Below are 25,263 nucleotides of genomic sequence, written 5' to 3' on the forward strand. Positions count from 1 at the left end.
TTGTATTTCGTATTCACTACTTGCATGAAGCAAGAGGCAAGAGAGTTTTTTTATTTATTTTTGTTCCATTCGTTTTATTACATGTCAAATTCATGTGTTCCTCCATCCTCGAAGTCCTTCACCACGGCATCGAAGCCGGAGCCGCCGGATCGGCTGGGGATTGGCACGGTGTCCATATCGAGCTCGACGGTGATGACGCCGCCTCGGTAGCGCTTGCGCACCTGGTCGGTGACGTTGAACACCAGTGTGGAGTCCATGCCGTTGTTGAACTGCATCGTGACGTCCATATAGTGTGGCTCCTTGTCGGTCACCTGTGAGACGTCGGTGATCTGGTTGTGCAGCTGGTTGCACATGCCGAAGGTGATCAGGCGTCCTCCGACGATATCGACCGATTCGCCCTTCATGTCGCATCCCTTCTTCATCAGCACGTTGTAATAGACGGTGATGGGGTCGCTGCCTGCACGGCCTGTGTTGATCACCACCGAGCGTGCCATGCCTGAGAGGTTGGCTGAGCCATCGACCGACGTCACGCGACCATTGTTGTTGTGCAGAATGACCTGCGTGAGGTAGATGTAGGTGAGCGGCAGCAGCAGCATGTTCAGCTGTTTGAAATAGACGTTGCGCTCAGCATCGAAGATGAAGCCCTCCAGGTCGGACGTGATGGCTTCGGCCTGGCTCTGGGCGCCGAACAGCAGCTCAGGCTCATAGAACGAGCGGGTGTAGCGCGGTGCCTGGTAGCGCGACTGCATCATGCTGGGTCCGGTGGAGGCGACGACGCTGTCGTAGTTCTCAGCCTCGTCGATGCGCAGGCTCTGCACACCGTCGATGGTGCTGATCTCGTTCCACACCAGGAGGTCCCAGTAGCCCCACTCGTAGCGCCCGGAGAAGGTCTTGCCATAGACCTTGTCTTTCCTGACGTTCAGGCGCGGACCGTAGGACACATCGCCTGTGTAGTAGCGGCGGAGGTTGAACTCGTTGGGCTCCACGTAGCCCATCTCACCGAAGACGGCGCGGTCGTTGTCGTCCCAACCATAGTACCACTCGGCACGCCAGTCGTATTTGACGTCGTAGGTCAGCTCCCAGTCGTACTTCCAGTACACGTCGAGCTGCAGGTCGATGAGAGGCAGGGTGAAGTCAACTTCAGCCGAGTCGTAGAGGTGGAGGGGTGGCTGACGCTCGCACGATGCCATGAGCACCGTGAGGGTGGCGAAGAGTAGCAGCAGCTTTCTCATTGGGCAGCCCTCCTTTCTGAATCATGGGCCTCATGGGGCTTATTGGGCTCATGGGCCCTATAGGCCTCCATTATCTCCCAGTTCCTGAAGCTCACTCCCTTCTTGGCCACCCTGCGGTAGAGCAGGTCGTAGCTGAGGGTGATGCCCACGCGGGTGGGGCCCAGCCAGCTGAAGCGGTACTGGCGCTTCTTGAAGAGTGCGGGCTTCTTCGTCCACTTATAATAATAGAGGTGGTCGCGGTAATTGGGGTTGACGGGGTTCTCGTACTGGAACGGATCGTAGCCAGTGATGAAGTAGCCCGCCTGGGCCTGGAACTCCAGCCGCCAGTGGCCGTCGCGGCTGAGCGGCAGCACATAGCCGGCACCGACGCCACCGCCAAGACCTTCGCCCATCCAGCCGTTGTCGGCATCGAACATGATGCCGTAGAGTGCTACATGGGCGTAGGCCTGCACATAGAAGCCGCGGAAGGCGGCACCCTGGCCGGGAACGTTGCGACGGATGTCGCCGGAACGGAAGTAGTAGCGCGACTCCAGCTGGTAGTTGCGCACCTGGAAATACTTGTGGCCTTCGTAGTCCTGCCACCAGGGGCAGTCGAACGAGGCGCCGAAGGTGAAGTGGCCGTGAAGTGGATAGTACTCAATGGCCACGTTGGGGATGGGGCACCAACGGTTGTAGCCTGGCATGTAGGCCAGGTCTAACAATACATTGGTCTTCACGGAGAGTAACTCGCGGCGATGGACAAGTGTAGGCACGGGGATGGGCCTCACACTGGGCAGCGAGGGCAACACATAGGGGAGCCCGCTGGCTTCGATGTATTGCAGGGGCATAGACGGCTCGGGCCGTTCCAGAATCATCACGAAGCGGGCAGAGCGCAGCTTCGGATAGTAGGTGCGGAGCAGGCGACGCCACAGCCGACCCTGATGGACCTGCATCAGCCTACGCTTCAGCGTGGGCAGGTCGTCTTTGGCCAGATAGACATCGCACAGGGCCTGAACCAGGCCGTAGTCACGGTCGCCGGCTTGGCGCATCATGATGCACAGCGTGCGATAGTCCTCCACATCGACGTCGCGCTGTGAGAGGGTGTCGGCTGAAGCGGTGCTGATGTGCTGCCTGACGAAGCGGTAAAGGGCGTTCATACGGTTGTTACCCAGTGTGCGGTTCCAGCGCAGCGGTCCTTCAGGCGAGGCGGCACCACGGAACATGAGCTTCTTCAGTCGGAGACTGTCGCTGTTAATGCGGGGGAAGATGGTGCCGGAGAGCAGGCGCAACAACGAGTCGTTCTTGGGCAGAACGAACTTGTTGACGGGGAAGATGACGCGTGCCGAGGTGTTGAAGAACTCTTCATCGGTGACGGGTGCCAGCTCGGAGTTGCGCGGCACAATGCGGATGAACGGGTAGCGATCGTAGAACGAAAGTGTGTCGGAGACGGAGCGGAGAGTAGTGTCAGCGGGGGCAGAAAGTGTGTTAAGAGAGTCGGGCTGACCAGACACGAAAGATGTTGCCAGAACCACGCTGTGTGTTCCCAGTAACATCAGAACTGTCAGTTTAAAAATACGCGTTTTCAAAATAAGAACGCCCCCCCTCTCGTTTTTTTTGTTTTATCCTAAATTGATAGGACCGAACAGTGTCTCCTCCTCTCCGTTAGAGTGAAACAACATGTTCAAAATATTTATACAAGTACGCAAAAATATATAATTTTTTAAAAAAAACATACATCTGCATAGAAAAGTGTCTTTATTTAACAAAATTTATGTTAAATACAAGAAAAAACGAGATAATTTAGTGTTGAAAATGATACAACAGGCCTATATTATCTAAGGAGAAGATAAACACTCGCCACCATCACTTTTTAACATTGCTTCAAACTTGAAGTCAAGTCCGTCAACTACTTCGCCAAGGGTATCTGACAGGAACTCTGGACAGAGTTGCGGCGCTTGTGCCATTATTGAGCCACTAAAAACGGCACTTTTGGGCATAAAAACGTGGTGTGCAAAAAATATCATTTTGCACACCACGTTGATTTTCAATTAGTTACAAGTCAATAAGATGCTTAATACTCATCCTCGTTGAACAGGAAATCTTCTTTGGTGGGATAGTCGGGCCAGATGTCTTCGATGCTTTCGTAAACGTCACCCTCATCCTCAATTTCCTGAAGGTTTTCAAGTACCTCAAGCGGTGCGCCTGAGCGGATAGCGTAATCTATGAGTTCCTCCTTGGTTGCGGGCCAGGGAGCGTCTTCCAATTTTGATGCAAGTTCCAGTGTCCAATACATAGCTGTTAAATTATTTAAGTCATGTTACTCATAAACAGGAACTACTCCTGTTATTTGGGGCACAAAAATAACAAATATTTTCTTATTTACAAGCATTTTCCCATAGATTTTCACCAATATGCTTGTTAAAGTTTATTTTTTTTGCCAAAACGAACAGATAATCACTCAACCGATTCATATATTGCAGAATTTCATCACCTATTTCGGCAGTTTCTGCAAGGGCTATAATGCACCGCTCAGCTCTTCGACACACGGTACGGCACACATGAGCCTGTGCTGCTTCCTGCGAACCTCCTGGAAGGATAAAGCCTTGCGATGAGTTGAGCGAATTGTTGATATCATCTATCTGTTGTTCCATATAAGCCACTTCTCCTTGCGGTAATCGCGCAGAAGACAACAGTTCTGTCTGTTTGGCATCGGTAGCAAGATGAGTTCCCACATTAAAGAGCGTGTTTTGTATTCGTTTCAGTAGTTTAGTTTGTTCATCTGAACCTAACATAGCAATCAGCAGACCAATATGTGAGCTGAGTTCATCAACAGTTCCATAGGCATCCAGTCGAAGAGAGGCTTTTGAAACGCGTACACCGCCCACCAGACTGGTAGTACCCTGGTCGCCCGTACGTGTATAGACTTTTGTTATTTTCATAATATATATAAATAGGTTAATAGTTTACTATATAATGCTGCTTAGTTCGTTTCCGGTCAAAAAGTAATATTCCACAGTAATAAAGGTCATAGGAGATGACGACTCGTGAGGATGCTAACAGCTGCTTCCATTTGTTAGGGAAGGCCTTAATATCCTCTACTAAAACCACCGAACGATCATCGCAACAATCCAACACAGCATCAATATCCTCGCCAAGCGAGACAACCGCCAAATCCAATATCTCACCATTTGAAGGCGTATGAACTTTCGCACACCCAGCTTTCAGATAACACATCACTCCTACCCCATCATAGACCGTTGATGGCTGCCGCCAATTGGCAATACGGAAATAAAGCAGTCCCAGATGCCTACGCTTCCAAGTATCATACATTCCTAAATGCTCATACGCATAGTAAGGCCAATGCTCATTTACCACCGTATTGACAAAACCGAAATCAGTAGGCGACTGGATGCCAAAGCCTTTGCAATGCGTAATACGACTCAGCCAAACGAAGACACACTGAGTTCGCTGGATGATATCTTGCAACAAGGAAAGTCTTTTAGGCATAGATGGCTTATGTAAAGTTATTTCAGCGACAAAGTTAACAAAAGTCGATGAAAGGAACAAATAAAGGAACAAATAAAATAACCAACAACAGAAAAGCCCTGTCTCATTTCTGAAACAGGGCTTTCTCAAAAAAGACGGCGGCCTCCTACTCTCCCGCATTGCATTGCAGTACCATCGGCGCAGGCGGGCTTAACTTCTCTGTTCGGAATGGGAAGAGGTGGGACCCCGCTGCAATAACCACCTTAATATAGGTTATGACATATCAACACAAAGACTGAAGATACAGTTGAAAGTAAGCGCCAATCGGAGAAACCATTCGGGCAATTAGTAGTGCTCGGCTTTGACGTCACCGTCTTTACACCTGCACCCTATCAACGTCGTAGTCTGCGACGACCCTATATGGAGCCCTAATCTTGTGGCCGGCTTCGCACTTAGATGCTTTCAGCGCTTATCCGAACCCGACGCGGATACCCGGCGGTGCACCTGGCGGTACAACCGGCAGACCGGAGGTCGGTCAATCACGGTCCTCTCGTACTAGTGACCGGTCCACTCAAGACTCCCACGCCCACGATAGATAGAGACCGAACTGTCTCACGACGTTCTGAACCCAGCTCGCGTGCCACTTTAATGGGCGAACAGCCCAACCCTTGGGACCTTCTCCAGCCCCAGGATGTGACGAGCCGACATCGAGGTGCCAAACCACCCCGTCGATATGAGCTCTTGGGGGGGATCAGCCTGTTATCCCCGGAGTACCTTTTATCCTTTGAGCGACGGACCTTCCATACGGATCCGCCGGATCACTATGCCCCAGTTTCCTGCCTGCTCGGCATGTCTGCCTCCCAGTCAAGCGCCCTTATGCCATTGCACTCTGTAAGGCCGGTTACCAATCGGCCCGAGGGCACCTTTGGAAGCCTCCGTTACGCTTTTGGAGGCGACCACCCCAGTCAAACTACCCACCAAGCAGTGTCCGGATTATTACCCGTTAGACCTCAGGCAGCAGAAGGGCCGTATTTCAAGGATGGCTCCACAACGCCTGGCGACGCCGCTTCATAGCCTCCGGCCTATCCTACACATCCGATGACCAAGGTCAGTGCTAAGCTGTAGTAAAGGTTCACGGGGTCTTTTCGTCCCATCGCGGGTAATCGGCATCTTCACCGATACTACAATTTCACTGAGATCGTGGCCGAGACAGCGTCCGGATCATTACACCATTCGTGCAGGTCGGAACTTACCCGACAAGGAATTTCGCTACCTTAGGACCGTTATAGTTACGGCCGCCGTTTACTGGGGCTTCAATTCAATGCTGCAACTTGCGTATGACATCTCCTCTTAACCTTCCAGCACCGGGCAGGTGTCAGGCTGTATACATCATCTTTCGAGTTTGCACAGCCCTGTGTTTTTGTTAAACAGTTGCCTGGACCTATTCTCTGCGCCTCCCCCGGAGGGGAGGACCCTTTATCCCGAAGTTACAGGGTCAGTTTGCCTAGTTCCTTAGCCACGACTCTCTCAACGCCTTAGTATGTTCTACCCGACTACGTGTGTCCGTTTCCGGTACGGGTTCCCTAACGGTTAAGCTTAGCGGATTTTCTCGGGAGTATGATTACCTGCACTATCGGCTCTCCCCGAAGGGAGTGCCGTACTATGGGGAATCAGCTCGGATGGTGGATTTGCCTGCCATCCTCACAGCCTAGACCCGTCAACGCACACATCCGTCGGTGCGCGGCAGTGTCACTGCTCCGTCTCCACAATCGCCCGTAAGGGAAGTCACGGAATATTAACCGTGTCTGCCATCGCCCTCGCCGTTCGGCTGAGACTTAGGACCCGACTAACCCCGGGCTGAATGACATCGCCCGGGAAACCTTAGTCTTATGGCGGGAGGGAATCTCACCCTCCTTATCGTTACTTATACCTACATTTGCTTTTCCTGAAACTCCACCAAGGGTCGTCCCATGGCTTCGGCGTCGCAGGAATGCTCCCCTACCGATACTTTTATTATTGCTATCCCGCGCCTTCGGTACCTGTCTTATACCCGATTATTATCCATGCACGGCCTCTCGACTAGTGAGCTGTTACGCACTCTTTGAATGAATGGCTGCTTCCAAGCCAACATCCTAGCTGTCATCGAGGCCACACTTCGTTAGACTAACTCAGACAGGATTCCGGGACCTTAGACGGCGGTCTGGATTCTTCTCCTCTCGGGGACGGACCTTAGCACCCGCCCCCTTACTGCCGGACTGCAGACCGTGAGCATTCGGAGTTCGTCAGGTCTCGATAGGCGGTGAAGCCCTCTTGACCTATCGGTCGCTCTACCTCTCACGGTGATCATCCGACGCGGCACCTAAATGCCTTTCGGGGAGTACGAGCTATCTCCGAGTTTGATTGGCCTTTCACTCCTACACACACCTCATCCGGAAGCTTTTCAACGCTTATCGGTGCGGACCTCCATCCCGTGTTACCGGGACTTCATCCTGGACATGTGTAGATCACTCGGTTTCGCGTCTACCCCCACCAACTCAACGCCCTCTTCAGGCTCGCTTTCACTGCGGTTCCGCTACAAAGAAGCTTAACCTCGCTGGTGATGGTAACTCGTAGGTTCATTATGCAAAAGGCACGCCGTCACTGCAAAATGCAGCTCCGACCGCTTGTAGGCGCCTGGTTTCAGGGACTATTTCACTCCCCTCATCGGGGTGCTTTTCACCTTTCCCTCACGGTACTCGTTCACTATCGGTCTCCCGGGAGTATTTAGCCTTACCGGATGGGCCCGGCAGATTCGCGCAGAATTACTCGTGTTCCGCGTTACTCAGGATACCACTAGGCTGAATCTGTGTTCGTATACAGGATTATCACCTTCTATGATCCATCTTTCCAGACGGTTCTACTCCACATCAACATGCCACGGCGTGGTCCTACAACCCCGACGGTGCATTGCTACACCGGCGGTTTAGGCTCTTCCCCGTTCGCTCGCCACTACTGGGGGAATCATTGTTATTTTCTCTTCCTCGAGGTACTAAGATGTTTCAGTTCCCTCGGTTAGCCTCCCTACATAAGCAGGGATAGTCACACTTCATATGACTGGGTTGTCCCATTCGGAAATCCTCGGATCAAAGGTCATTTGCACCTACCCGAGGCTTATCGCAGCTTATCACGTCCTTCATCGCCTCCGGGAGCCAAGGCATCCACCAGACGCCCTAACTCGATTTCGCCTACATTCCAACTCGTGCCGGTAACAGCGCTATCATATAGCGCAATACCTGGCAAAAGAAAGAATCGCTCATACTTTCAGCTGTATTGAGATTATTTCTAATCTTGTGACTTCTAAAAAGTCTTTACTTACAGTCTTGTGTCTCAATATGTCAAAGATCTCTTTCGGTTCCTCTCAGAGTATTCTGAGTATTCTGAGTATTCAGAGTTGTCTGAGTGATCTGAACCGAATAGTGGAGAATAACGGATTCGAACCGTTGACCCCCTGCTTGCAAAGCAGGTGCTCTAGCCAACTGAGCTAATCCCCCGTTAAGAGAATTGATAATTGAAAATTGATAATTGACAATTACCTCAGAGTAGTCCCAGGCAGACTTGAACTGCCGACCTCCACATTATCAGTGTGGCGCTCTAACCAACTGAGCTATAGGACTCTCATAAGTCGGTCAGAGGGGGTGCCTCTGCCCAGCCTCGTTTTTCTCTATTCTTTATTAAACAGTTGTGTAGTAAAGAAGCAATGGGTTGTCAAACCACTGTATAGTGTCCTCTCCAGAAAGGAGGTGTTCCAGCCGCACCTTCCGGTACGGCTACCTTGTTACGACTTAGCCCCAATTACCAGTTTCGCTCTAGGCCGATCCTCGCGGTCACGGACTTCAAGCGCCCCCGGCTTTCATGGCTTGACGGGCGGTGTGTACAAGGCCCGGGAACGTATTCACCGCGCCATGGCTGATGCGCGATTACTAGCGAATCCAGCTTCATGGGGTCGGGTTGCAGACCCCAATCCGAACTGAGGATGACTTTAAGGATTGGATCGTCCTTGCGGACGACCGGCTCTCTGTATCACCCATTGTAACACGTGTGTAGCCCCGGACGTAAGGGCCGTGCTGATTTGACGTCATCCCCACCTTCCTCACACCTTACGGTGGCAGTATCACCAGAGTGCCCAGCATCACCTGATGGCAACTAATGAAAAGGGTTGCGCTCGTTATGGCACTTAAGCCGACACCTCACGGCACGAGCTGACGACAACCATGCAGCACCTCCACAGGAGCCCCGAAGGGCCTCATCATCTCTGAATCGTTCTCCTGCAGTTCAAGCCCGGGTAAGGTTCCTCGCGTATCATCGAATTAAACCACATGTTCCTCCGCTTGTGCGGGCCCCCGTCAATTCCTTTGAGTTTCACCGTTGCCGGCGTACTCCCCAGGTGGGATGCTTAACGCTTTCGCTTGGCCGCTTACTGTATATCGCAAACAGCGGGCATCCATCGTTTACCGTGCGGACTACCAGGGTATCTAATCCTGTTCGATACCCGCACTTTCGAGCTTTAGCGTCAGTTAAGGACTCGGAGGCTGCCTTCGCAATCGGGGTTCTTCGTGATATCTAAGCATTTCACCGCTACACCACAAATTCCGCCTCCGTCGTACTCACTCAAGAAAACCAGTTCGCGACGCACTTCCACGGTTGAGCCGCGGCATTTCACGTCACGCTTAATCTCCGGCCTGCGCTCCCTTTAAACCCAATAAATCCGGATAACGCCCGGACCTTCCGTATTACCGCGGCTGCTGGCACGGAATTAGCCGGTCCTTATTCTTCAGGTACATACAAAAAGGCACACGTGCCTCACTTTATTCCCTGACAAAAGCAGTTTACAACCCATAGGGCCGTCATCCTGCACGCTACTTGGCTGGTTCAGACTTCCGTCCATTGACCAATATTCCTCACTGCTGCCTCCCGTAGGAGTTTGGACCGTGTCTCAGTTCCAATGTGGGGGACCTTCCTCTCAGAACCCCTACTGATCGTCGGCTTGGTGGGCCGTTACCCCGCCAACAACCTAATCAGACGCATCCCCATCCCTTAGCGGAAAACCTTTGGTTCAAATCAGATGCCTTCAATGAACAACATAGGGTATTAATCCGACTTTCGCCGGGCTATTCCCTACTAGGGGGAAGGTTGGATACGCGTTACTCACCCGTGCGCCGGTCGCCATCATCGGTTGCAAGCAACCAACATGCTGCCCCTCGACTTGCATGTGTTAAGCCTGTAGCTAGCGTTCATCCTGAGCCAGGATCAAACTCTTCATTGTAAAATCTGTATCTCTAGAACTAGTACCACTAGTGTAACTAGTAGAACTAGTATCTCTTACTCTGTCTCAGAACAACTATCCAGTAATTCATTCAAGAATTTAACGGTTTGACTTTTGTTACCCAAGTACTAATAAAAGTACTCGCTTCTTGTACTACTTCACTGTCTATGTAAATCTTTCAAAGAACTCTTTCTTAGTCGCTCGTGAGGAGGTGTTCCTCGTAAGCGGATGCAAAGGTACGGCTTTTTCTCAAACTACCAAAACTTTTCAATAAAAAATTTGAGAAAAAGTGCATTTTTTACCCCTGATTTGATATATGTCAATTCAAGGAAAAGGGCATACCTTTTATATATTATGCGCGCGTGAAAGAAAGAAGACTCTCCCCCAACCCCTCCCTGTGAGGGAGGGGAGTGAATAGAAAGACCATCTACAATTCTCAGATATTATTCTAACAAGCTCGGCTATAATTATAACAATTCTCGGATATATTTTACCAATAATTAGTTTTAGTGACAAAGAAACGAAGAATTGGGGCGGAACAGAACTCATGTTGGACCGCAAAAGAAAGCACGCTGAAATAAATTATAGCTAAAATTCAGAAAATTATAGCTATAATCGGGGAAATTATAGCTATAATTTGTTTTAGAGTATATCGCGCTGCTGGCAAAGAGAACAAAAACTGGGACGTAACAGAACGGCTATCGAGCTGCAACAGAAATAAGGCTGAAATAAATTTTGGCCATTATTCATTGAATTTTGGCCAAAATTTGAAAAATAATGGCCAAAATTTATTTTAACAGTTATAGCGTTGACCCGTGATAAATGATTTTTTGCCACGCAATATTAACAAAAAAGCAAAAACTTTTTAATTCTATTTGGATATTAAAAGAAGATTTTCTATTTTTGCAACTTGAATAGTAATATAGCAGAAACTACATAACTCATAATATTTACCACAAATTACTAACGAATTCCTTTTAAATAGAAGAGAAAACATCCTGTGCCCTATTCTGGCCTTACCACTAAGACTGGGAGGCAGCAATAAGAGGTCCGCAGACGGGCACTACCAATAACTAAAACTACAATTCAAAACTTCAACCATGCGCTAACGGACCGGAAGGCGCAAACATTATTACTAATAAAAACATAACATGAAAAGAAATTTACTTAAATCCGCACTATTAGCACTGATGGTGTTAGTAGGAGGAAATGCTTGGGCTCAAGCCACCACCTATTTCTCGCAGGATTACGAGGCTGACGGTGCTACTGCCGACTGGACAACCGGCACAGCTGGCCGTTTCACGCCAGTTATTCTGGAAGATGACGGAAACCACTACTTGTCTGTAGATCAAGGAACAAGACAAAACAACGGTTGCGTCCTTACAAGCACCAGTCTGCAGGACAAAGTAGCAGCTGGCACAGACTTCACCATGACATTCGACGTGAAGATTGGTTCGTCAAATAATCAGTCACCTGTAGAGTTTAACATCTATGATGCTGCTAACAGCGCAAAGATTCTCGGACTGGTGGCAACGGGTGTAAATGCAACCGAATACATCATCAATGGCAATAGCACCCAGAAGGCTGCCATCTCTGCCGGTAGCAAAGGTATTTCCGACCTAACTTGGATGGAAGTCAAGCTGAGCCGCAATGGATCGCTGACTTATCTCACCATCACCGACAAGGCTACGAGCAGCGTTGTGTTCGCGCGTGACATGATCACAACTCTGAGCGAGACCGGTGGCCTGGGAAAAATGCAGTTCATTACAAAACGCTACAATGCCAACTTCGCCATTGACAATGTCGTGGTACGCGAGATTCAGGATGGCGATGTTCCCGCAGCTACTCCTACCAACTACACCATCAAGTTTGTTGACCAAAGCAGCAACACCATCAAGAATGACGTTGTAATAGGCACAATTGTAGGCACAGAAGTGTCGGCTGCAGCCGATTATACTGCTGCAATCTATGTTAACGACAAAAAGTATATCTACGTTTCTGGTAACAATGCCATCACCACAGTTGAGAACGAAGCCAACAATGTCATTACCTTAGTATTCCGCGAGGCTGCCACATGGAACTACACCGTTAATGCAACCGGTGCTGAGTCGGCTGTCATCAAGGAACTTGCCTCGGGTAAAGCTTTCGAAGAAGACGCTGTCACAGTGCCTTATCCTCTTTATATCAATGTTAATGGCACACTGTGGACAAAGGAAGCTACCAATCAAGAGTATCGTGCATCAGTGATTCTAAACAACGAGAACACAGTTGCCAACTGGGCATACACTGCCACAGAAAAAAACAATGTTATTTACTGCTCTGAGGGTGAAGACATCAGCGGAATGACGATCAGCACAAACGGCAACCTCCCCATCCGTGGATCTAACGCAAAGGGTGGAGTATCTTCTGAAGATGTCGTCATCACCACTCTGTCCGCAGGCAAATATAAACTGCACGTAGGAACATTCACCAGTAAGAGCAGTGAACAGAATATATATATTGGCTATGGTGAGACTCAGATTGCATTCGCATCTAAGGGCAACCTGTCCGAGACAGCATCAAACGAGATTGTACTGACTGCCGAGACCGAAATCAAGTATTTCGGCACCACCAGCTCGGCCGATGCCCAGCTTGACTACCTCTGGATTGAGAAGACTGGCGACATTTTCGATCCTGAAACTGCTATCGTTAACCCCAGCTTCGAAGCCGACGGCGAGAAAGCTGCATCTAACGGTGCTTTAGAACTGACAGGCTGGACCTTTGATGGTGTAGGCACACAGTTCAATAACACCGAGCTTCGCCCTGCAGGATCTGAAAGCACCACATCACAGTTCGGTACCTCCGATCCAAGCGAGGGTAACTATTCACTCTTCATCCGCCAGGGATGGAATGGCAATGGCAACGTAATTACTTTGACATCTGATGCCATGGCAACTCTTCCCGCTGGTGCTTATATCCTCTCAGTGGACTACAAGCAGTACTATAGCTATGACAAAGACAATCAGGCAAATCAGAACACCAAACTTGGTCTTTCAGTTGTTGACGGCGAAAATACAGTCGCTTCAACTACCTCGCCTGCTGCCGATGGTGTAATAGGCGGTAATGTAAACACCTATTTCAACGACACTGACTGGAGCACGTTGGAACTGCCATTCACTCTTGATCAGGAACTTGTTGACGGCAATGTGGTCATCACTTTCAATATGTGTGGCGCCCGCCGTTCTGACTTCTTCGTTGACAACGTGAAACTGATTCAGGTTCCTGCCATCGACGGTGCTCTTGCCGAGCTTAAGAAGGCTATTGACGCTGCTCAGGCACTGGCCGATTCTTACGCTATTGGCGAAGTAATGTTTACCTATCCTGCAACAGAGATTACTCCTCTCACCAATGCTATATCTACTGCTCAGGGAGTCTATGATGCCGCAGAATCTGTAGATGCTGTGACCACTGCAACCCAGACTCTGAATGCATTTGTTGCTACATTTGCTCCTGCAATGAACAAGCCTGAGGCTGACAAGACTTACACCTTCCGACTCCGTCTTGATGTCGAGACTCCTCTCTACATGGCACTTGCTGAAAGCGGTATCACCATCGCCGAGCAGGCCACTGCTTTGAAATTTATTGAGACCGAGAACAATGGCGAATACTACCTGTCAAATGCAGACGGCACTCTCTTCGTAGGTCTGGCAGGAAACAATGCATGGACCATGTCAACAGCTGCCGACAAAAAGGCTGCTTGGACATTCACAGCTCTGCCCGATGGTGCTCATCGCATCAACAACCTCGTTACCAAAGGTCGTTTTGTAGGTACTAATGCCGCAGAGAAAGAAGCCGGTAAGCCTTGCTATGCTGACAAGCAGACCAGCAACGGAAACGTGGATTGGATTATCGAAGTTACCAAAATTCCTACTGGCATCAAGACCATGAAGGCAGGTCGTGAGTCTGAGGAAATCTACAACCTGAACGGACAGAAGGTGATGAAGGCTCAGAAGGGTCTGTACATCATCAATGGCAAGAAGGTGGTGGTCAAGTAAAACCCCTCCCCTAACCCCTCCCGAAGGAGGGAAATATAAAGCGGCACTCATTGCAGAAGCGATGAGTGCCGTTTTTTTGCAGTGAAGCACGAAATGTAAAAAAACAATAAATAACAGACGTCATATTATCACTTATCACATTTTTTTGTATCTTTGCCCTGAAGTGTGGGCCTACAGAAAGTCCCAACCGACTAATAACCTATTTTTCTCTCTCGCTACTTATTATATATATAATACATTTATTATTAACTTAAACTAATTATTTTATGAAGAAAACATTACGTTTTATGCTCGTCAGTCTGCTGACGATGCTGTGTGGAACAGTGATGGCAGAGCAGGTTACCATGAAGTACTCTGGTACTACAACAACAAACATGACCTGCGATGGCAACGAAGCTGCCACGTTTGGCCTTAATGCCAGCGAATGGTCTGTAACCGCAGATAAGGGTGCAGGCTCCAATGCTCCTGGCTTAAACAAAGCTGGCGATTTCCGTTTATATTGGCACGCTGCCGGTTCTAATACCATTACCGTGTCATCACTTACAGAAGCCACCATCAACAACATCTCAATGACATTCAATGGAACTTCTTACAGCAAAGTTACGGTGACTGTAAATGGAAATCCCGTAACAGCCGATGATGAAGGAGTTTACACCATCAACAGCACATCGTTCGTACTGGGCAATGGTAACACTTCGAATGTGCAAGTTCGCATCAAAGAAGTAGTTATCGACTACACACCTGCAGGCAGCCCGTCTGACACCCGCACAGAAACAACCATCAGTGCAGGTAACAACCAAGAGGGTATCGTGGGCACTACGATGAACCTGCCCGCTGCAGTAGTAAAGGCTGGCGAGACCGCTATCGATGGGGCCGTCGTCACCTGGACCAGCAGCGACGTAGAAGTAGCCAAAATTGATGGTACAACCCTGCAACTGCTTAAAGCAGGCACAGCAACCATTACAGCATCGTTTGAGGGTGATGAAAACTACAAGCCCTGCCAGGATAGCTTCACGCTGACTGTCAAGGAAGCTCCTGTCAACATTGCAAATATCGCTGCTGCTACAGCACTTGAGAATAACAAGGAGTTCATCTTCACCGGTGAGGCTCTCGTGGTGGCCAAGCCTACCGCTAAGTACGTGTACGTCAAGGATGCTACCGGCTCAAGCCTCATCTATGACACAACGGGCGAGAAGACCACAGCCGCTGAGGTGGGTAAGACTATTGCTGCTAACTGGACAGGAAAAGTGAGTATTTACAAAAATCTGTTCGAGCTCGTTCCCGACAATGCCCTCGTGATGAAGGATGGCGACGCCGCTGAGGTGACCTATCCGGAGGTGACTGCTGCTGACATCACGGCAGAGCACATTAACGAGGTGGTGACGCTGAAGGGCATCACCGGCTACACCGTTGACGGAAATAATCTGACTATCAACATCGGCGAGACCGAGATTGTCGGCTACAACCAATTCGGTCTGGAGATTGCCGCCGCCGAGGAAGGCAAGACCTACGAAATGGTAGGAGCTATCAGCTGCTATAACAGCAATATCCAGTTCCAACCTATTGAGATTAAGGAAGAGGCAGGAATTGAAGTACCAGAAATTGTGAATGCCGGATTCAACCCCGAGGCTGATCCCCTCGGCTGGGACAAAGTCACTTCAGCGCAGTACTATGATCTCGGCATGGGCCTCATCGGTACCTATCAGGTACGCGGTGAACACCCTGCAGCCACCGTTGACGAGACCCACCTCGCTACGGAGTTCGCTGCTGGTTTGGAGTGCCGCTGGCAGACCAACTATGCAGCTTTCACGCAGACTACTGCTGAGCTGCCCGCAGGCTCTTACAAACTGACCTTCGACGTGGAGAACACCAATGCCACCACCACAAAAGCCAACTATGAGAACCGCTTCTTTGTGAAGGTAGGCGAGACCACATACACCGACGAGAGCACGGAATGGATGGACGGCAAGAGTGCATGGACCACCCACACCATCGCCTTCACTCTCACCGAGGCCAGCCCCATCACCATCAGCCTGGGCTACGGAACCGGCTCTAACAACTTTGGAGTTGGCAACACGCCTGCCCTCTTCGTCAGCCACCTGACGCTGGAAGCTATCAATTCGATCGAAATAGCATTGATCGATCTCCAAGCTGCTATCGATGCTGCTCAGGCAAAGGCTGCTACCTACACTGTCGGTGAGGCGTTATTCACCTATGCTGAGAGCGAAATCAAGCCGCTGAACGATGCTATTGCAACAGCCCAGGCTGCCTACACTGCTGCCGAGTCTGCCGAAGCCGTGAAGAGCGCCACGGAGACCCTGAACGCATTTGTTGCTACATTTGCTCCTGCAATGAACAAGCCTGAGGTCAACAAGGAGTACACCATCATTAACAAAGCTACAAGCCTCATGCTGAGTGTAGCTAATGGAAAGGTTTCAATCGAGAACAAGGCTATCGTACTCTTCACAGAAGTAGAAGGCGGATGGGTGATCTCTAACAATGCTGAGACTCCTGAGTACATTCTCAAAACTTCTGAAGATAACTGGACATTGTCAACTACCACAACCAAGGAAGATGCATACGTTGTAAACTTCAACCTTGCAGATGGTGCTTACACCATTCAGGGTGCTAAGGGTCTGTTTGGTACCGACAACACCGCTGCCGGTTCTGCTATATATGCAAACAAGGCTGTAGCCAACAACGGTCTGTGGACCATCGAAGAGTGGGTAGAGAAGAGCGACCTTGATATTGCAAAAGATCAGGCTCTGGCCACAATCAATGCTCTGCCCGTAGGCAATAAGTTGTTCTACTACATTGAAAACGACATCAATACTTGTATAACTAATGTAAACAATGCAACAACGATAGATGAAGTAAACAGCGCTGTTGCTACTGCCAAGGCTTCACAGAACCTGCCTGTTGCAGACGAGGAGTACTGCATCCTGAATAAGGCTGCAAACAGCCTGATGCTCAATGTAGCCGACAACAGCGTGAATATTGCAAAATTCGCAACAATCCACATCATCGGTGTAGAAGGCGGATGGGTAATTTCGAATGCAGATAAATCGGCTTATATCTTCAAGACCACTGGCAACAACTGGACTCTGGAAAATACTAACGACATCGCTAACGCATACGTTGTGAACTTCAACATCGTTGATGGCGGATACACCATCCAAGGTGCTAAGGGTCTGTTCGGTACTGACAGTACAGATGAAGGCTCTGCAGTATATGCAGACAAGAATCTGCAAAAGAACGGTCTGTGGGATATCGTAACTAAGGCAGAAGGCAAGGTTACTGGTATCGAGACCATGAAGGCTGAGACTGCTCAGAAGGGTATCTTCAACCTGAACGGACAGAAGGTGATGAAGGCTCAGAAGGGTCTGTACATCATCAATGGAAAGAAGGTGGTGGTGAAGTAAAACCCCTCCCCTAACCCCTCCCGAGGGAGGGAAATATAAAGCGGCACTCATTGCATGGAAGAGCGGTGAGTGCCGCTTGCTGTTTAAAGGAATAAGGGCTATGATTATTCAAAATATAGAGTAATGTTTGTTCAAATCAATAATTTGTAGTACTTTTGCAGCCGGACAATGATTCAAAATTACCCAAAATTACCAACCTTATTATTTAAATGAAGAAATCATTATTCTTATTGATTAGCCTGCTGCTATGCCAGCTGACATGGGCTGACAATGTGACGAAAGAAGAGGCTATAGAAAAAGCCCAACTGTTTCTGAACGGAAGAGCACCACATAATAGTGCTTTCAGACTGCGCGCTCCCGGCGTTCAGCCTCAACTAAAACTGGCAAAGGCCGAGAAACATTTCTATGTGTTCAACGTAGACAATGAAGAAGGCTTTGTGGTGGTGAGCGGCAACGACCAGACACCTGCCATCTTAGGCTATTGCGATGAAGGTTCGTTCAACACTGAAGAGATGCCTGAGAACATGAAGGCATGGCTGCAGGGATATGCCGACCAGTTGGAATGGCTGGAGAAGCATCCAAACGCTGCTGTCAAAGCTCCACAACTGGACAACCACGAAGCCATTGCTCCAATGCTGACAACGACATGGAACCAAGGCGCACCATACAACAACCTCTGCCCATTAGATAATGGTGAGCGTTCGCTAACTGGTTGTGTGGCTACAGCTATGGCTCAGGTGATGGCCTATCATAAGTATCCTGCCAGAACCAAGAAGACGATTCCCGGCTACACCACTGAGACGAAGAAAATCAGTGTGAGTTCCATCGGTATGACGACCATCAACTGGAACAATATGCAGAACAACTATACCGGCAGCGAGACAAGCACCCAGAAAACGGCTGTGGCCAAACTGATGCAACTGTGCGGAACTTCCGTAAAGATGGATTACACTGCAAACAGTAGCGGTACCTTTTCAGAGGTTGTAGCCGATGCCTTCAAAAACTACTTTGACTATGATGCCGCAACCACTTTGTATTATCGTGATGACTTTCGCGCACGCGAGTGGGACAATATTATATATAATGAACTGGCCAACAATCGTCCGGTGTACTATGCCGGACAGTCAATAGGCGGAGGTCATGCATTCGTGATAGACGGTTACGACAAGGACGGACTGTACCACGTGAACTGGGGATGGGGCGGAAGCAGCAACAACTATTTCCTTCTTTCTATCCTCGATTCAGGCAACAACAGCGGTGCTGGTGCCAGTTCGAGTACCGATGGCTATAGCTTCAGCCAGAGTGCCTTAATCGGCGCCCAGCCCAACACTGGCCAGCCGTTTGAAGAGGAAGTAGTGATGAGCATCAGAGGCATCAAAGCAAAAACCACAACCGTGACAAAGAGCAATGGTACATTCTATCTGAAGGTTAATGCTGATGGAGTATATAATATCACCGGCAGTACCTATACGTTCAACGTAGGACTGGGCATATTCAATGAAAACGGAGAACTGAAATATGCTGAATACAATTTCGATTCAGAAGTGCAAAGCGGATGGGGATGGAACAGTCTGGAATTAGAAATTAATGTGCCCGCCCTACCCGACGGCACCTATGAGATTACTGCCATAAGCCGTGAAGACGGCGCACAGGAATGGAACCGCAACAAAGGCGGAAACTTAATATTCCTCACCGCTACCATAGCAGGCAACGAGATGACTGTATCCAATTCTGAAATAGACTTGGACGGAGCTATCGAAGTAAGCGGAAATATGGAAGTGGGTAGCAAGCTGAAATCAGTTACTACCTTCAAGAATAACGGTTCGTTTTTCCACGAAACGCTCTTCCTGAGAGTGAACGGCGAGAATGTGGGTGCACAAAACTTTGAAGTGAATGCCGGCAAGAGCGAGACAATGGAGATGAGTTTCACTCCAAAGAGCGAAGGCGAAAACGAACTGGAAGTGGGCTACTTCACCTGGAACTATAACCAGAATACTGGCTGGGAGGAAGTGTTCCACAAGACGGCCTCAACAACCATAACTGTGCTCCCGGCCAAGAGCTATACCTTGAAATTCAGCAACGGAAAAGTGACCAATGCCGTAAGCAACATAATCAATGACAATGTGGCCAAACTGCAGGTAACGGTTCGCAACAATGGCAGTAATGACTATAATGATGTGATCAGAACCTATATTCTGAAAGAAGGTGACAACAACTATTACTACTCTGAAGGATCAATAGAGACTGCGTTAGAACTGGAGACAGGCAAGTCGAAGACCATCACTATTGATGCTCCACTTACCTCCAACGGCAAGTATTGGTTTATCATCGTTTACAAAACCAATGGCAACTTTATTGAAATAGGCGATTCGCAAAAACGGTATGGCGACCTGTTTGGCTATACAGTAACGATTCCCGAAGAGGTTTCTGCTATCAGCGAAACGATGGCAGAGGTGAAGGCAAAAGACAAGGCAATATACAGCCTCAGCGGCCAAAGGGTAAAGAAAGCCCAAAAGGGCCTCTACATCATTGACGGCAAAAAGACTATAAGACTATAGGAACTATAGATACTATAGGAACTATAGATACTATAAAAAAAACAGCGGCACTCATCGCAAAAAACGATGGGTGCCGCCTTTATTTGTACACAATTCTCCAGAACAACTTTTTCCTCAAAAAAGTTGGTAATTAATTATAAATGAGCTATCTTTGCACAGATTAAAATTACATGTCAATCATTTTCTTATCTTTTAAACACTATTAATCTATGAACAGGAAGACTCTACTTTTTCTTTGCCTGCTTCTCAGCCAGCTGACATGGGCAGTCACCGTGACAAAAGAGGAAGCCCAACAGAAAGCGCTTCAGTTTCTCAGTAAGCATACTAATGCTACCGACAAAGGTGGGAGGTTGCATTTGCCTGCTATGAACAGGAAACTTAATCTAGCCAAGGATGCTAGTAGTTATTATGTTTTCAACGTAGGTGAGCGCGATGGATTCGTCGTTGTGAGCGGAGATGACCGTGCACCAGCCATTTTGGGCTATTGCGACGAAGGCTCGTTCAACACTGAGGATATGCCCGAGAACATGAAGGCATGGCTTCAGGGATATGCCGACCAGATTGCATGGCTGAAGCAGCACCCTAACCAAGCCGTGAGAGCTTCTGAACTCGACGAGCATGAAGCTGTAAAGCCACTGCTCAACTGCACATGGAATCAGGGCAGTCCCTATAATAGCCTGTGTCCGTATGACGGTAACGCCCGCTCGGTGACAGGCTGCGTGGCCACAGCCATGGCCCAGGTGCTATACTACCATAAATACCCAGCACAAACTATTGCCACCATCCCAGCCTATACCACATATACAAAAGGCATCAACGTGAGCAGTATCGGTATAACAACCCTGAACTGGACCAACATGCTGAGCAACTATACCGGTAATGAAACCAATGAGCAGAAAGATGCCGTAGCCACGCTGATGAAACTATGCGGAGCTTCGGTAGAGATGGACTATTCCAGTAATGAAAGCGGTGCCCAATCGTCCTTGGTGCCCATAGCCTTCAAGAATTATTTCGATTACGATGCTGCCACCTATTTGGCTGATCGAGGTAACTTCCGTGCACGTGAATGGAACAACCTTATTTATAACGAATTGGCAAACAATCGTCCGGTGTACTATAGCGGACAGTCAACAGGCGGAGGTCATGCCTTCGTGATAGACGGTTACGACAAGAACGGACTATTCCACGTGAACTGGGGTTGGGGCGGTAATAGCAACAACTACTTCCTGTTGTCAATTCTCGATCCAGGCAGCAATAGCGGCATCGGTGCCAGTTCGAGTACCGACGGCTATAGCTTCTATCAGGATGCCTTAATCGGCGCACAGCCAAACACAGGCGTTGCTCCAAAGACAGAGGTAAAGATGACAACCTACAGTCTCAATCTGGGCAACGAGTCGGCCTTTAAGCTGACTAACGGCGTGTACAACATTTATTTTACCGCCGAAATGTACAATTTAACAGGTGACACTTACGAATTCGAAATTGGTGTGGGGGTCTATGACTCTAACCATGAACTGGTTTTCGCCGAGAGTTGCAGGAATGTCGAACTGGACGACTCATGGGGATGGCGAGCTACCGAACTTAGTGCCGAAGCCGTCCCTGCATTGCCCAACGGCCATTACACCGTCTGTGTGGTGAGCCGCGAGAACGGCTCCAGCATCTGGCTGAAAAACGCAGGTTCTGACAAATATTACCTGACAGCTACCGTCAGCAACAACACCCTGACGCTACAGACTCCCACTATCAACCTGAGCGGCATCATGGAGGTGAGCGGCACCCTTGAGAAGGGCCGTCTTCTGACCACGAAGACAACTATTCAAAACAACGGAACGTTCTTCAACGAGCAACTCTACCTACAGGTGAACGGTGAGGACGTGGGCGGTCAGTACTTTGAGGTGGAAGAAGGTACAAGCGATGCTATTGAGATGTCATTCACCCCGAAACAGACTGGTTCCACGAAACTAGCCATAGGCTACAAGACCTATTATTATGTAGAGAACGAAGGTTGGCATGAGGAATTCAACGAGATTGCCTCAAAAACTGTAACCATTGCTGCTGCTAAGAACTACAATCTCAGTTTCAGTAACGGCCAGGTACTGAATGCCGATGCCAACGGCATCATCGGCGAGAACAGAGCCAAACTGCGTGTCAGCATCAAGAACAACAGCACGTATACCTACGACGACGACATCCGCACATATGCATGGAAGAAGAACGGAGACGGCAGTACCTTCAATTATGCCAAAGACATACTAACCCCCATCAGTATTGCAGCAGGCGCTACCAAAACCGTCGATATCGTTGTTGACGAGCTTGACAACGGCATTTATTGGTTCATCCTGGTTTATAAGAACAACGGCGAGTTCACCAGTTACAATAATGTCGATGAATGCTACAGGGATTTATATAACTATACCATTGCCGCTGCTGCCTCCAACTACACCGTTACCTTCATCAATGGAGCAAAATGGCAGAACGTATATGCCTATACATTTAATCCCGAGAAGAACGGCTCATGGCCCGGCGAACTCATTCAGAAGACTGGCACCCAGACCATAAATGGCGAAAACTATGAGGTATATACCTACACCTTAGCATCTGAGGAAGCGCCCGGTTATATCATCTTCAATAACGGCAATGGAGGTGATGGCAATCAAACCGAGGATCTCGTCTTCGAGAACGGCACTGTCTATAGCTACGATGTGGACGATACTCCCAATCCCGGACCAAGTATGACAGGCGATGGTACACTGAACAATCCATACACCGTGACCGATGCCATTACTGTAGCAGGCAAACTGGCTGCCAATGTAAAGAGTACCGAGAAATATTTCATTAAAGGTACGATTTCGAAAATCCGATACTCGTTTAGCGAACAATATGGCACTGCCGTCTTTTACATTTCGGACGATGGAAGCACGAGCAGTGACCAGTTCCAGATTTACAATGCCTATTATCTGGAAAACAAACCATGGATAGAAGGCAATGTCCAGATTCAGGTGGGCGACGAGGTCATCATGCACGGCTATGTGACCAACTACAACGGCACGACTCCTGAAACAGTTGCCAAGGAGGCCTACATCTATTCACTGAACGGCAAGACCAAAGAAGAACTAGAAGACGGAACCTACTATCTGCGCAACGTAAGCACTGGTAAGTTCTGGGGTGCTGCCAACAAGTGGGGAACACAGGCTTCGCTTGTAGATGAATACCAGTATGCCACACTGAGTAATCTTGGTAACGGCACTTATAAACTCCAGTCAATGGTGTCAAACGGCGGCAATACCATCTATTTCAACGGCGAATGGATGGACAGCGGTGACATCATGCCACTGACTATCACCAAAACCAATGACGGTCTGTACACTATTTCCAATGGTAACAACTACTTTGGCTATGACGGTACATCTACCCTGCTGGCCAAGAACCTCACTGCCGACGACAAGAAGGCCCTGTGGCGCATTATGACAGAGAATGAGATAATGGAAGAGCAGCAGGCCATCCTGGCCACTGCCACGGCAGACCACCCTGTCGATGCTACTTTCCTCATCAGGGATGCAGACTTCGGACGTAACCGTACTGACTGGAATCAGGCTTGGTCACTGAGTAATTGCAACAACTGGTACATCGGTGGTCCTGGTCTTGACATCACCAACTACTGTGCCGAATCATACCACTCGACATTCTACCTGGATCAGTATATCTATGATGCGCCCAACGGTGTCTATCGTCTGCAAGCTCAGGGCTTCTTCCGCCAGGACGGAAGCGATAACGAAGACCTGCCATATTTCTTCATTGAAGGCGACGAAAATAGAGAGACGGCACAGTTCCCTCTGCTCACGGGTACCGAAAATTCCATGGAAGATGCCGCCATGTCTTTCCAGAATGGTGAATACAACTGTACACCAATGTTTGTCGAGGCAGGCAACTGGGGCCTCACTGTAGGAGCCTACCTGAACAGCAACGTCATGCTGTGGTGCACCTGGGACAACTTCCGTCTGACCTACTACGGCTCAGAAGCCAACGTGAACGATGTGAAGAATGCTTCGCTCATTACGGAATACGAAGCGGCACTGGCAGCTGCCCGTGCTCTACTGACCGACAAAGAGTATATCATCGTCACGGGTACAGAGCGTAACGACCTCAGCAATACAATCAACACTTACAGCAATGTGGAGCACGCCACTGATGCACTCAACGAGGCTATCGATGAATTGACAAATGCAGTTACCACATTCAAACTGGCCAAACTCTCATACGAAAAACTGGCCTACCTGCAGCAATTCACTGGTACTTTCCCGTATGCCAGCACCCAGAAGACCGCTACCGTAGAAGCACACAAGGACTACAAGCCAACAAGTGCTGCCGATGCCGAAACAAAGTACGAAGAATGGATATTAGACTACAGGAGCTACGCAGAGTCGAGTGCCCTGCTTGAAAGTAAGGCCGAATCTACCAACCTGACCTATCTGATCCACAACCCAAATGCCGAGGAAGGGACGGATTACTGGACTCTGGAACGCATGGGATCGGTAGGTTACATTCAGATACTCAACAACGAGCCACTAACCGATGCCAATGGAAATTCTGACTATAGTTATTTCGACGGCGGTGCTTGGAACATTGAGGGATGGGATGTTACACTCTATCAATACATCACCCTGCAGCCCGGCAAGTACCTGCTGACTGTAACAAGCCGTGCTTCCGGTGGTCTGAGCAGCTTCACTCTGTTTGCCGACGAGAAAACAACAGAGATGGCTCATATCGGTTCTGTAGGAGGTCTGTTCAACAACGGATGGAACGACGCTTCAGTTGAATTCGAGATTGCAGAAGAATCAACCATAAAGATTGGTGTCAGGGGCGTAACAGAACACATACAGAACTGGATGTCGTTCACACGCTTCCGCCTGATGAGTTTCCCATCTTCCGCAACGACAGGCATCACTGAGACGAACAATGAAATGTCTGAAAAGGACTACTACGACCTTCAGGGCCGCAAGGTGAATACTTCCACAAAGGGACTGTACATCGTCCGCAAGGCTGATGGTTCCAACAAGAAAACACTTGTCAAGTAACACAACTAGCTGAAATAATAATTAGGCGGCACTCATCGCAAAAAAACGATGGGTGCCGCTGTTGATTTATTATGTTACAAAACAGGTTTTTATGCAAAATATGCAAAAATATTTGGCAGAAAACAGAATATTTACTAATTTTGCACTCCAAACCTGTATAAATATTCCAATTTTT

At 48.9% G+C, this 25,263-nt stretch carries 10 protein-coding genes, 2 tRNA genes and 3 rRNA genes; 4 read left to right on the forward strand and 11 right to left on the reverse strand.

The features are described from left to right. Nucleotides 1-77: 77 nt before the first annotated feature. From L6475_RS12215 to L6475_RS12260, 11 genes are all read right to left on the reverse strand, one after another. Nucleotides 78-1,232: a hypothetical protein gene (locus L6475_RS12215; protein WP_237820429.1), complete on the reverse strand. Its 1,155-nt coding sequence runs from the start codon at nt 1,230-1,232 to the stop codon at nt 78-80. Beyond that, nucleotides 1,229-2,797, reverse strand: coding sequence for a DUF3575 domain-containing protein (locus tag L6475_RS12220; protein WP_237820432.1), 1,569 nt, complete (start codon nt 2,795-2,797; stop codon nt 1,229-1,231). The genes L6475_RS12215 and L6475_RS12220 overlap by 4 nt, the downstream gene beginning before the upstream one ends. 249 nt (nt 2,798-3,046) lie before the next feature. After that, nucleotides 3,047-3,175, reverse strand: a complete 129-nt coding sequence (locus L6475_RS14495; RefSeq protein WP_255777542.1) for a hypothetical protein — start codon at nt 3,173-3,175, stop codon at nt 3,047-3,049. A 107-nt stretch (nt 3,176-3,282) separates the two neighbouring features. Beyond that, nucleotides 3,283-3,504: a DUF2795 domain-containing protein gene (locus L6475_RS12225; protein ID WP_094399307.1), complete on the reverse strand. Its 222-nt coding sequence runs from the start codon at nt 3,502-3,504 to the stop codon at nt 3,283-3,285. A gap of 82 nt (nt 3,505-3,586) precedes the next feature. Beyond that, the gene (locus L6475_RS12230) at nt 3,587-4,150 is read right to left on the reverse strand and encodes a cob(I)yrinic acid a,c-diamide adenosyltransferase (protein WP_237820434.1); all 564 of its coding nucleotides are present in this window, start codon (nt 4,148-4,150) and stop codon (nt 3,587-3,589) included. Nucleotides 4,151-4,166: 16 nt separating this feature from the next. Further along, the gene (locus tag L6475_RS12235; RefSeq protein ID WP_237820436.1) at nt 4,167-4,718 is read right to left on the reverse strand and encodes a hypothetical protein; all 552 of its coding nucleotides are present in this window, start codon (nt 4,716-4,718) and stop codon (nt 4,167-4,169) included. A 132-nt stretch (nt 4,719-4,850) separates the two neighbouring features. After that, nucleotides 4,851-4,963, reverse strand: a 5S ribosomal RNA gene (gene rrf / locus L6475_RS12240). Nucleotides 4,964-5,021: 58 nt separating this feature from the next. After that, nucleotides 5,022-7,922 (reverse strand): 23S ribosomal RNA (locus L6475_RS12245). 231 nt (nt 7,923-8,153) lie between these two features. Continuing rightward, a tRNA-Ala gene (locus L6475_RS12250) sits at nt 8,154-8,227 on the reverse strand. Nucleotides 8,228-8,276: 49 nt separating this feature from the next. Next, nucleotides 8,277-8,350 (reverse strand) — tRNA-Ile (locus tag L6475_RS12255). A gap of 119 nt (nt 8,351-8,469) precedes the next feature. Beyond that, nucleotides 8,470-9,999: ribosomal RNA gene (locus L6475_RS12260) — 16S ribosomal RNA — on the reverse strand. Together the 16S, 23S and 5S rRNA genes with 2 tRNA genes alongside form the textbook arrangement of a ribosomal RNA operon. Nucleotides 10,000-11,150: 1,151 nt before the next feature. Between L6475_RS12260 and L6475_RS12265 the strand changes: the two genes are divergently transcribed. The 4 genes from L6475_RS12265 (at nt 11,151) to L6475_RS12280 (ending at nt 25,088) form a co-directional block, all read left to right on the forward strand. Further along, nucleotides 11,151-14,033, forward strand: a complete 2,883-nt coding sequence (locus L6475_RS12265) for a hypothetical protein (RefSeq protein ID WP_237820438.1) — start codon at nt 11,151-11,153, stop codon at nt 14,031-14,033. 266 nt (nt 14,034-14,299) lie between these two features. Further along, nucleotides 14,300-17,455 (forward strand): hypothetical protein, encoded by a 3,156-nt coding sequence (locus L6475_RS12270; protein WP_237820440.1) that lies wholly within the window; start codon nt 14,300-14,302, stop codon nt 17,453-17,455. Nucleotides 17,456-17,664: 209 nt separating this feature from the next. Further along, a complete protein-coding gene (locus L6475_RS12275) occupies nt 17,665-20,013 on the forward strand; it encodes a C10 family peptidase (RefSeq protein ID WP_237820442.1) in 2,349 nt (782 codons plus the stop codon). 209 nt (nt 20,014-20,222) lie between these two features. Further along, on the forward strand, nt 20,223-25,088 hold the full coding sequence (locus L6475_RS12280) for a C10 family peptidase (RefSeq protein ID WP_237820444.1): 4,866 nt from the start codon (nt 20,223-20,225) through the stop codon (nt 25,086-25,088). Nucleotides 25,089-25,263: the final 175 nt, after the last annotated feature.

The sequence above is a fragment of the Prevotella sp. E9-3 genome, assembly GCF_022024015.1.
GTDB lineage: Bacteria > Bacteroidota > Bacteroidia > Bacteroidales > Bacteroidaceae > Prevotella.

Excerpts from the sequence above, each read along its gene's own strand:
- L6475_RS12215 (WP_237820429.1), bottom strand. The coding sequence starts at position 1,232 with ATGAGAAAGCTGCTGCTACTCTTCGCCACCCTCACGGTGCTCATGGCA.
- L6475_RS14495 (WP_255777542.1), bottom strand. The coding sequence starts at position 3,175 with ATGGCACAAGCGCCGCAACTCTGTCCAGAGTTCCTGTCAGATACCCTT.
- L6475_RS12225 (WP_094399307.1), bottom strand. The coding sequence starts at position 3,504 with ATGTATTGGACACTGGAACTTGCATCAAAATTGGAAGACGCTCCCTGG.
- L6475_RS12230 (WP_237820434.1), bottom strand. The coding sequence starts at position 4,150 with ATGAAAATAACAAAAGTCTATACACGTACGGGCGACCAGGGTACTACC.
- L6475_RS12235 (WP_237820436.1), bottom strand. The coding sequence starts at position 4,718 with ATGCCTAAAAGACTTTCCTTGTTGCAAGATATCATCCAGCGAACTCAG.
- L6475_RS12265 (WP_237820438.1), top strand. The coding sequence starts at position 11,151 with ATGAAAAGAAATTTACTTAAATCCGCACTATTAGCACTGATGGTGTTA.
- L6475_RS12270 (WP_237820440.1), top strand. The coding sequence starts at position 14,300 with ATGAAGAAAACATTACGTTTTATGCTCGTCAGTCTGCTGACGATGCTG.
- L6475_RS12275 (WP_237820442.1), top strand. The coding sequence starts at position 17,665 with ATGAAGAAATCATTATTCTTATTGATTAGCCTGCTGCTATGCCAGCTG.
- L6475_RS12280 (WP_237820444.1), top strand. The coding sequence starts at position 20,223 with ATGAACAGGAAGACTCTACTTTTTCTTTGCCTGCTTCTCAGCCAGCTG.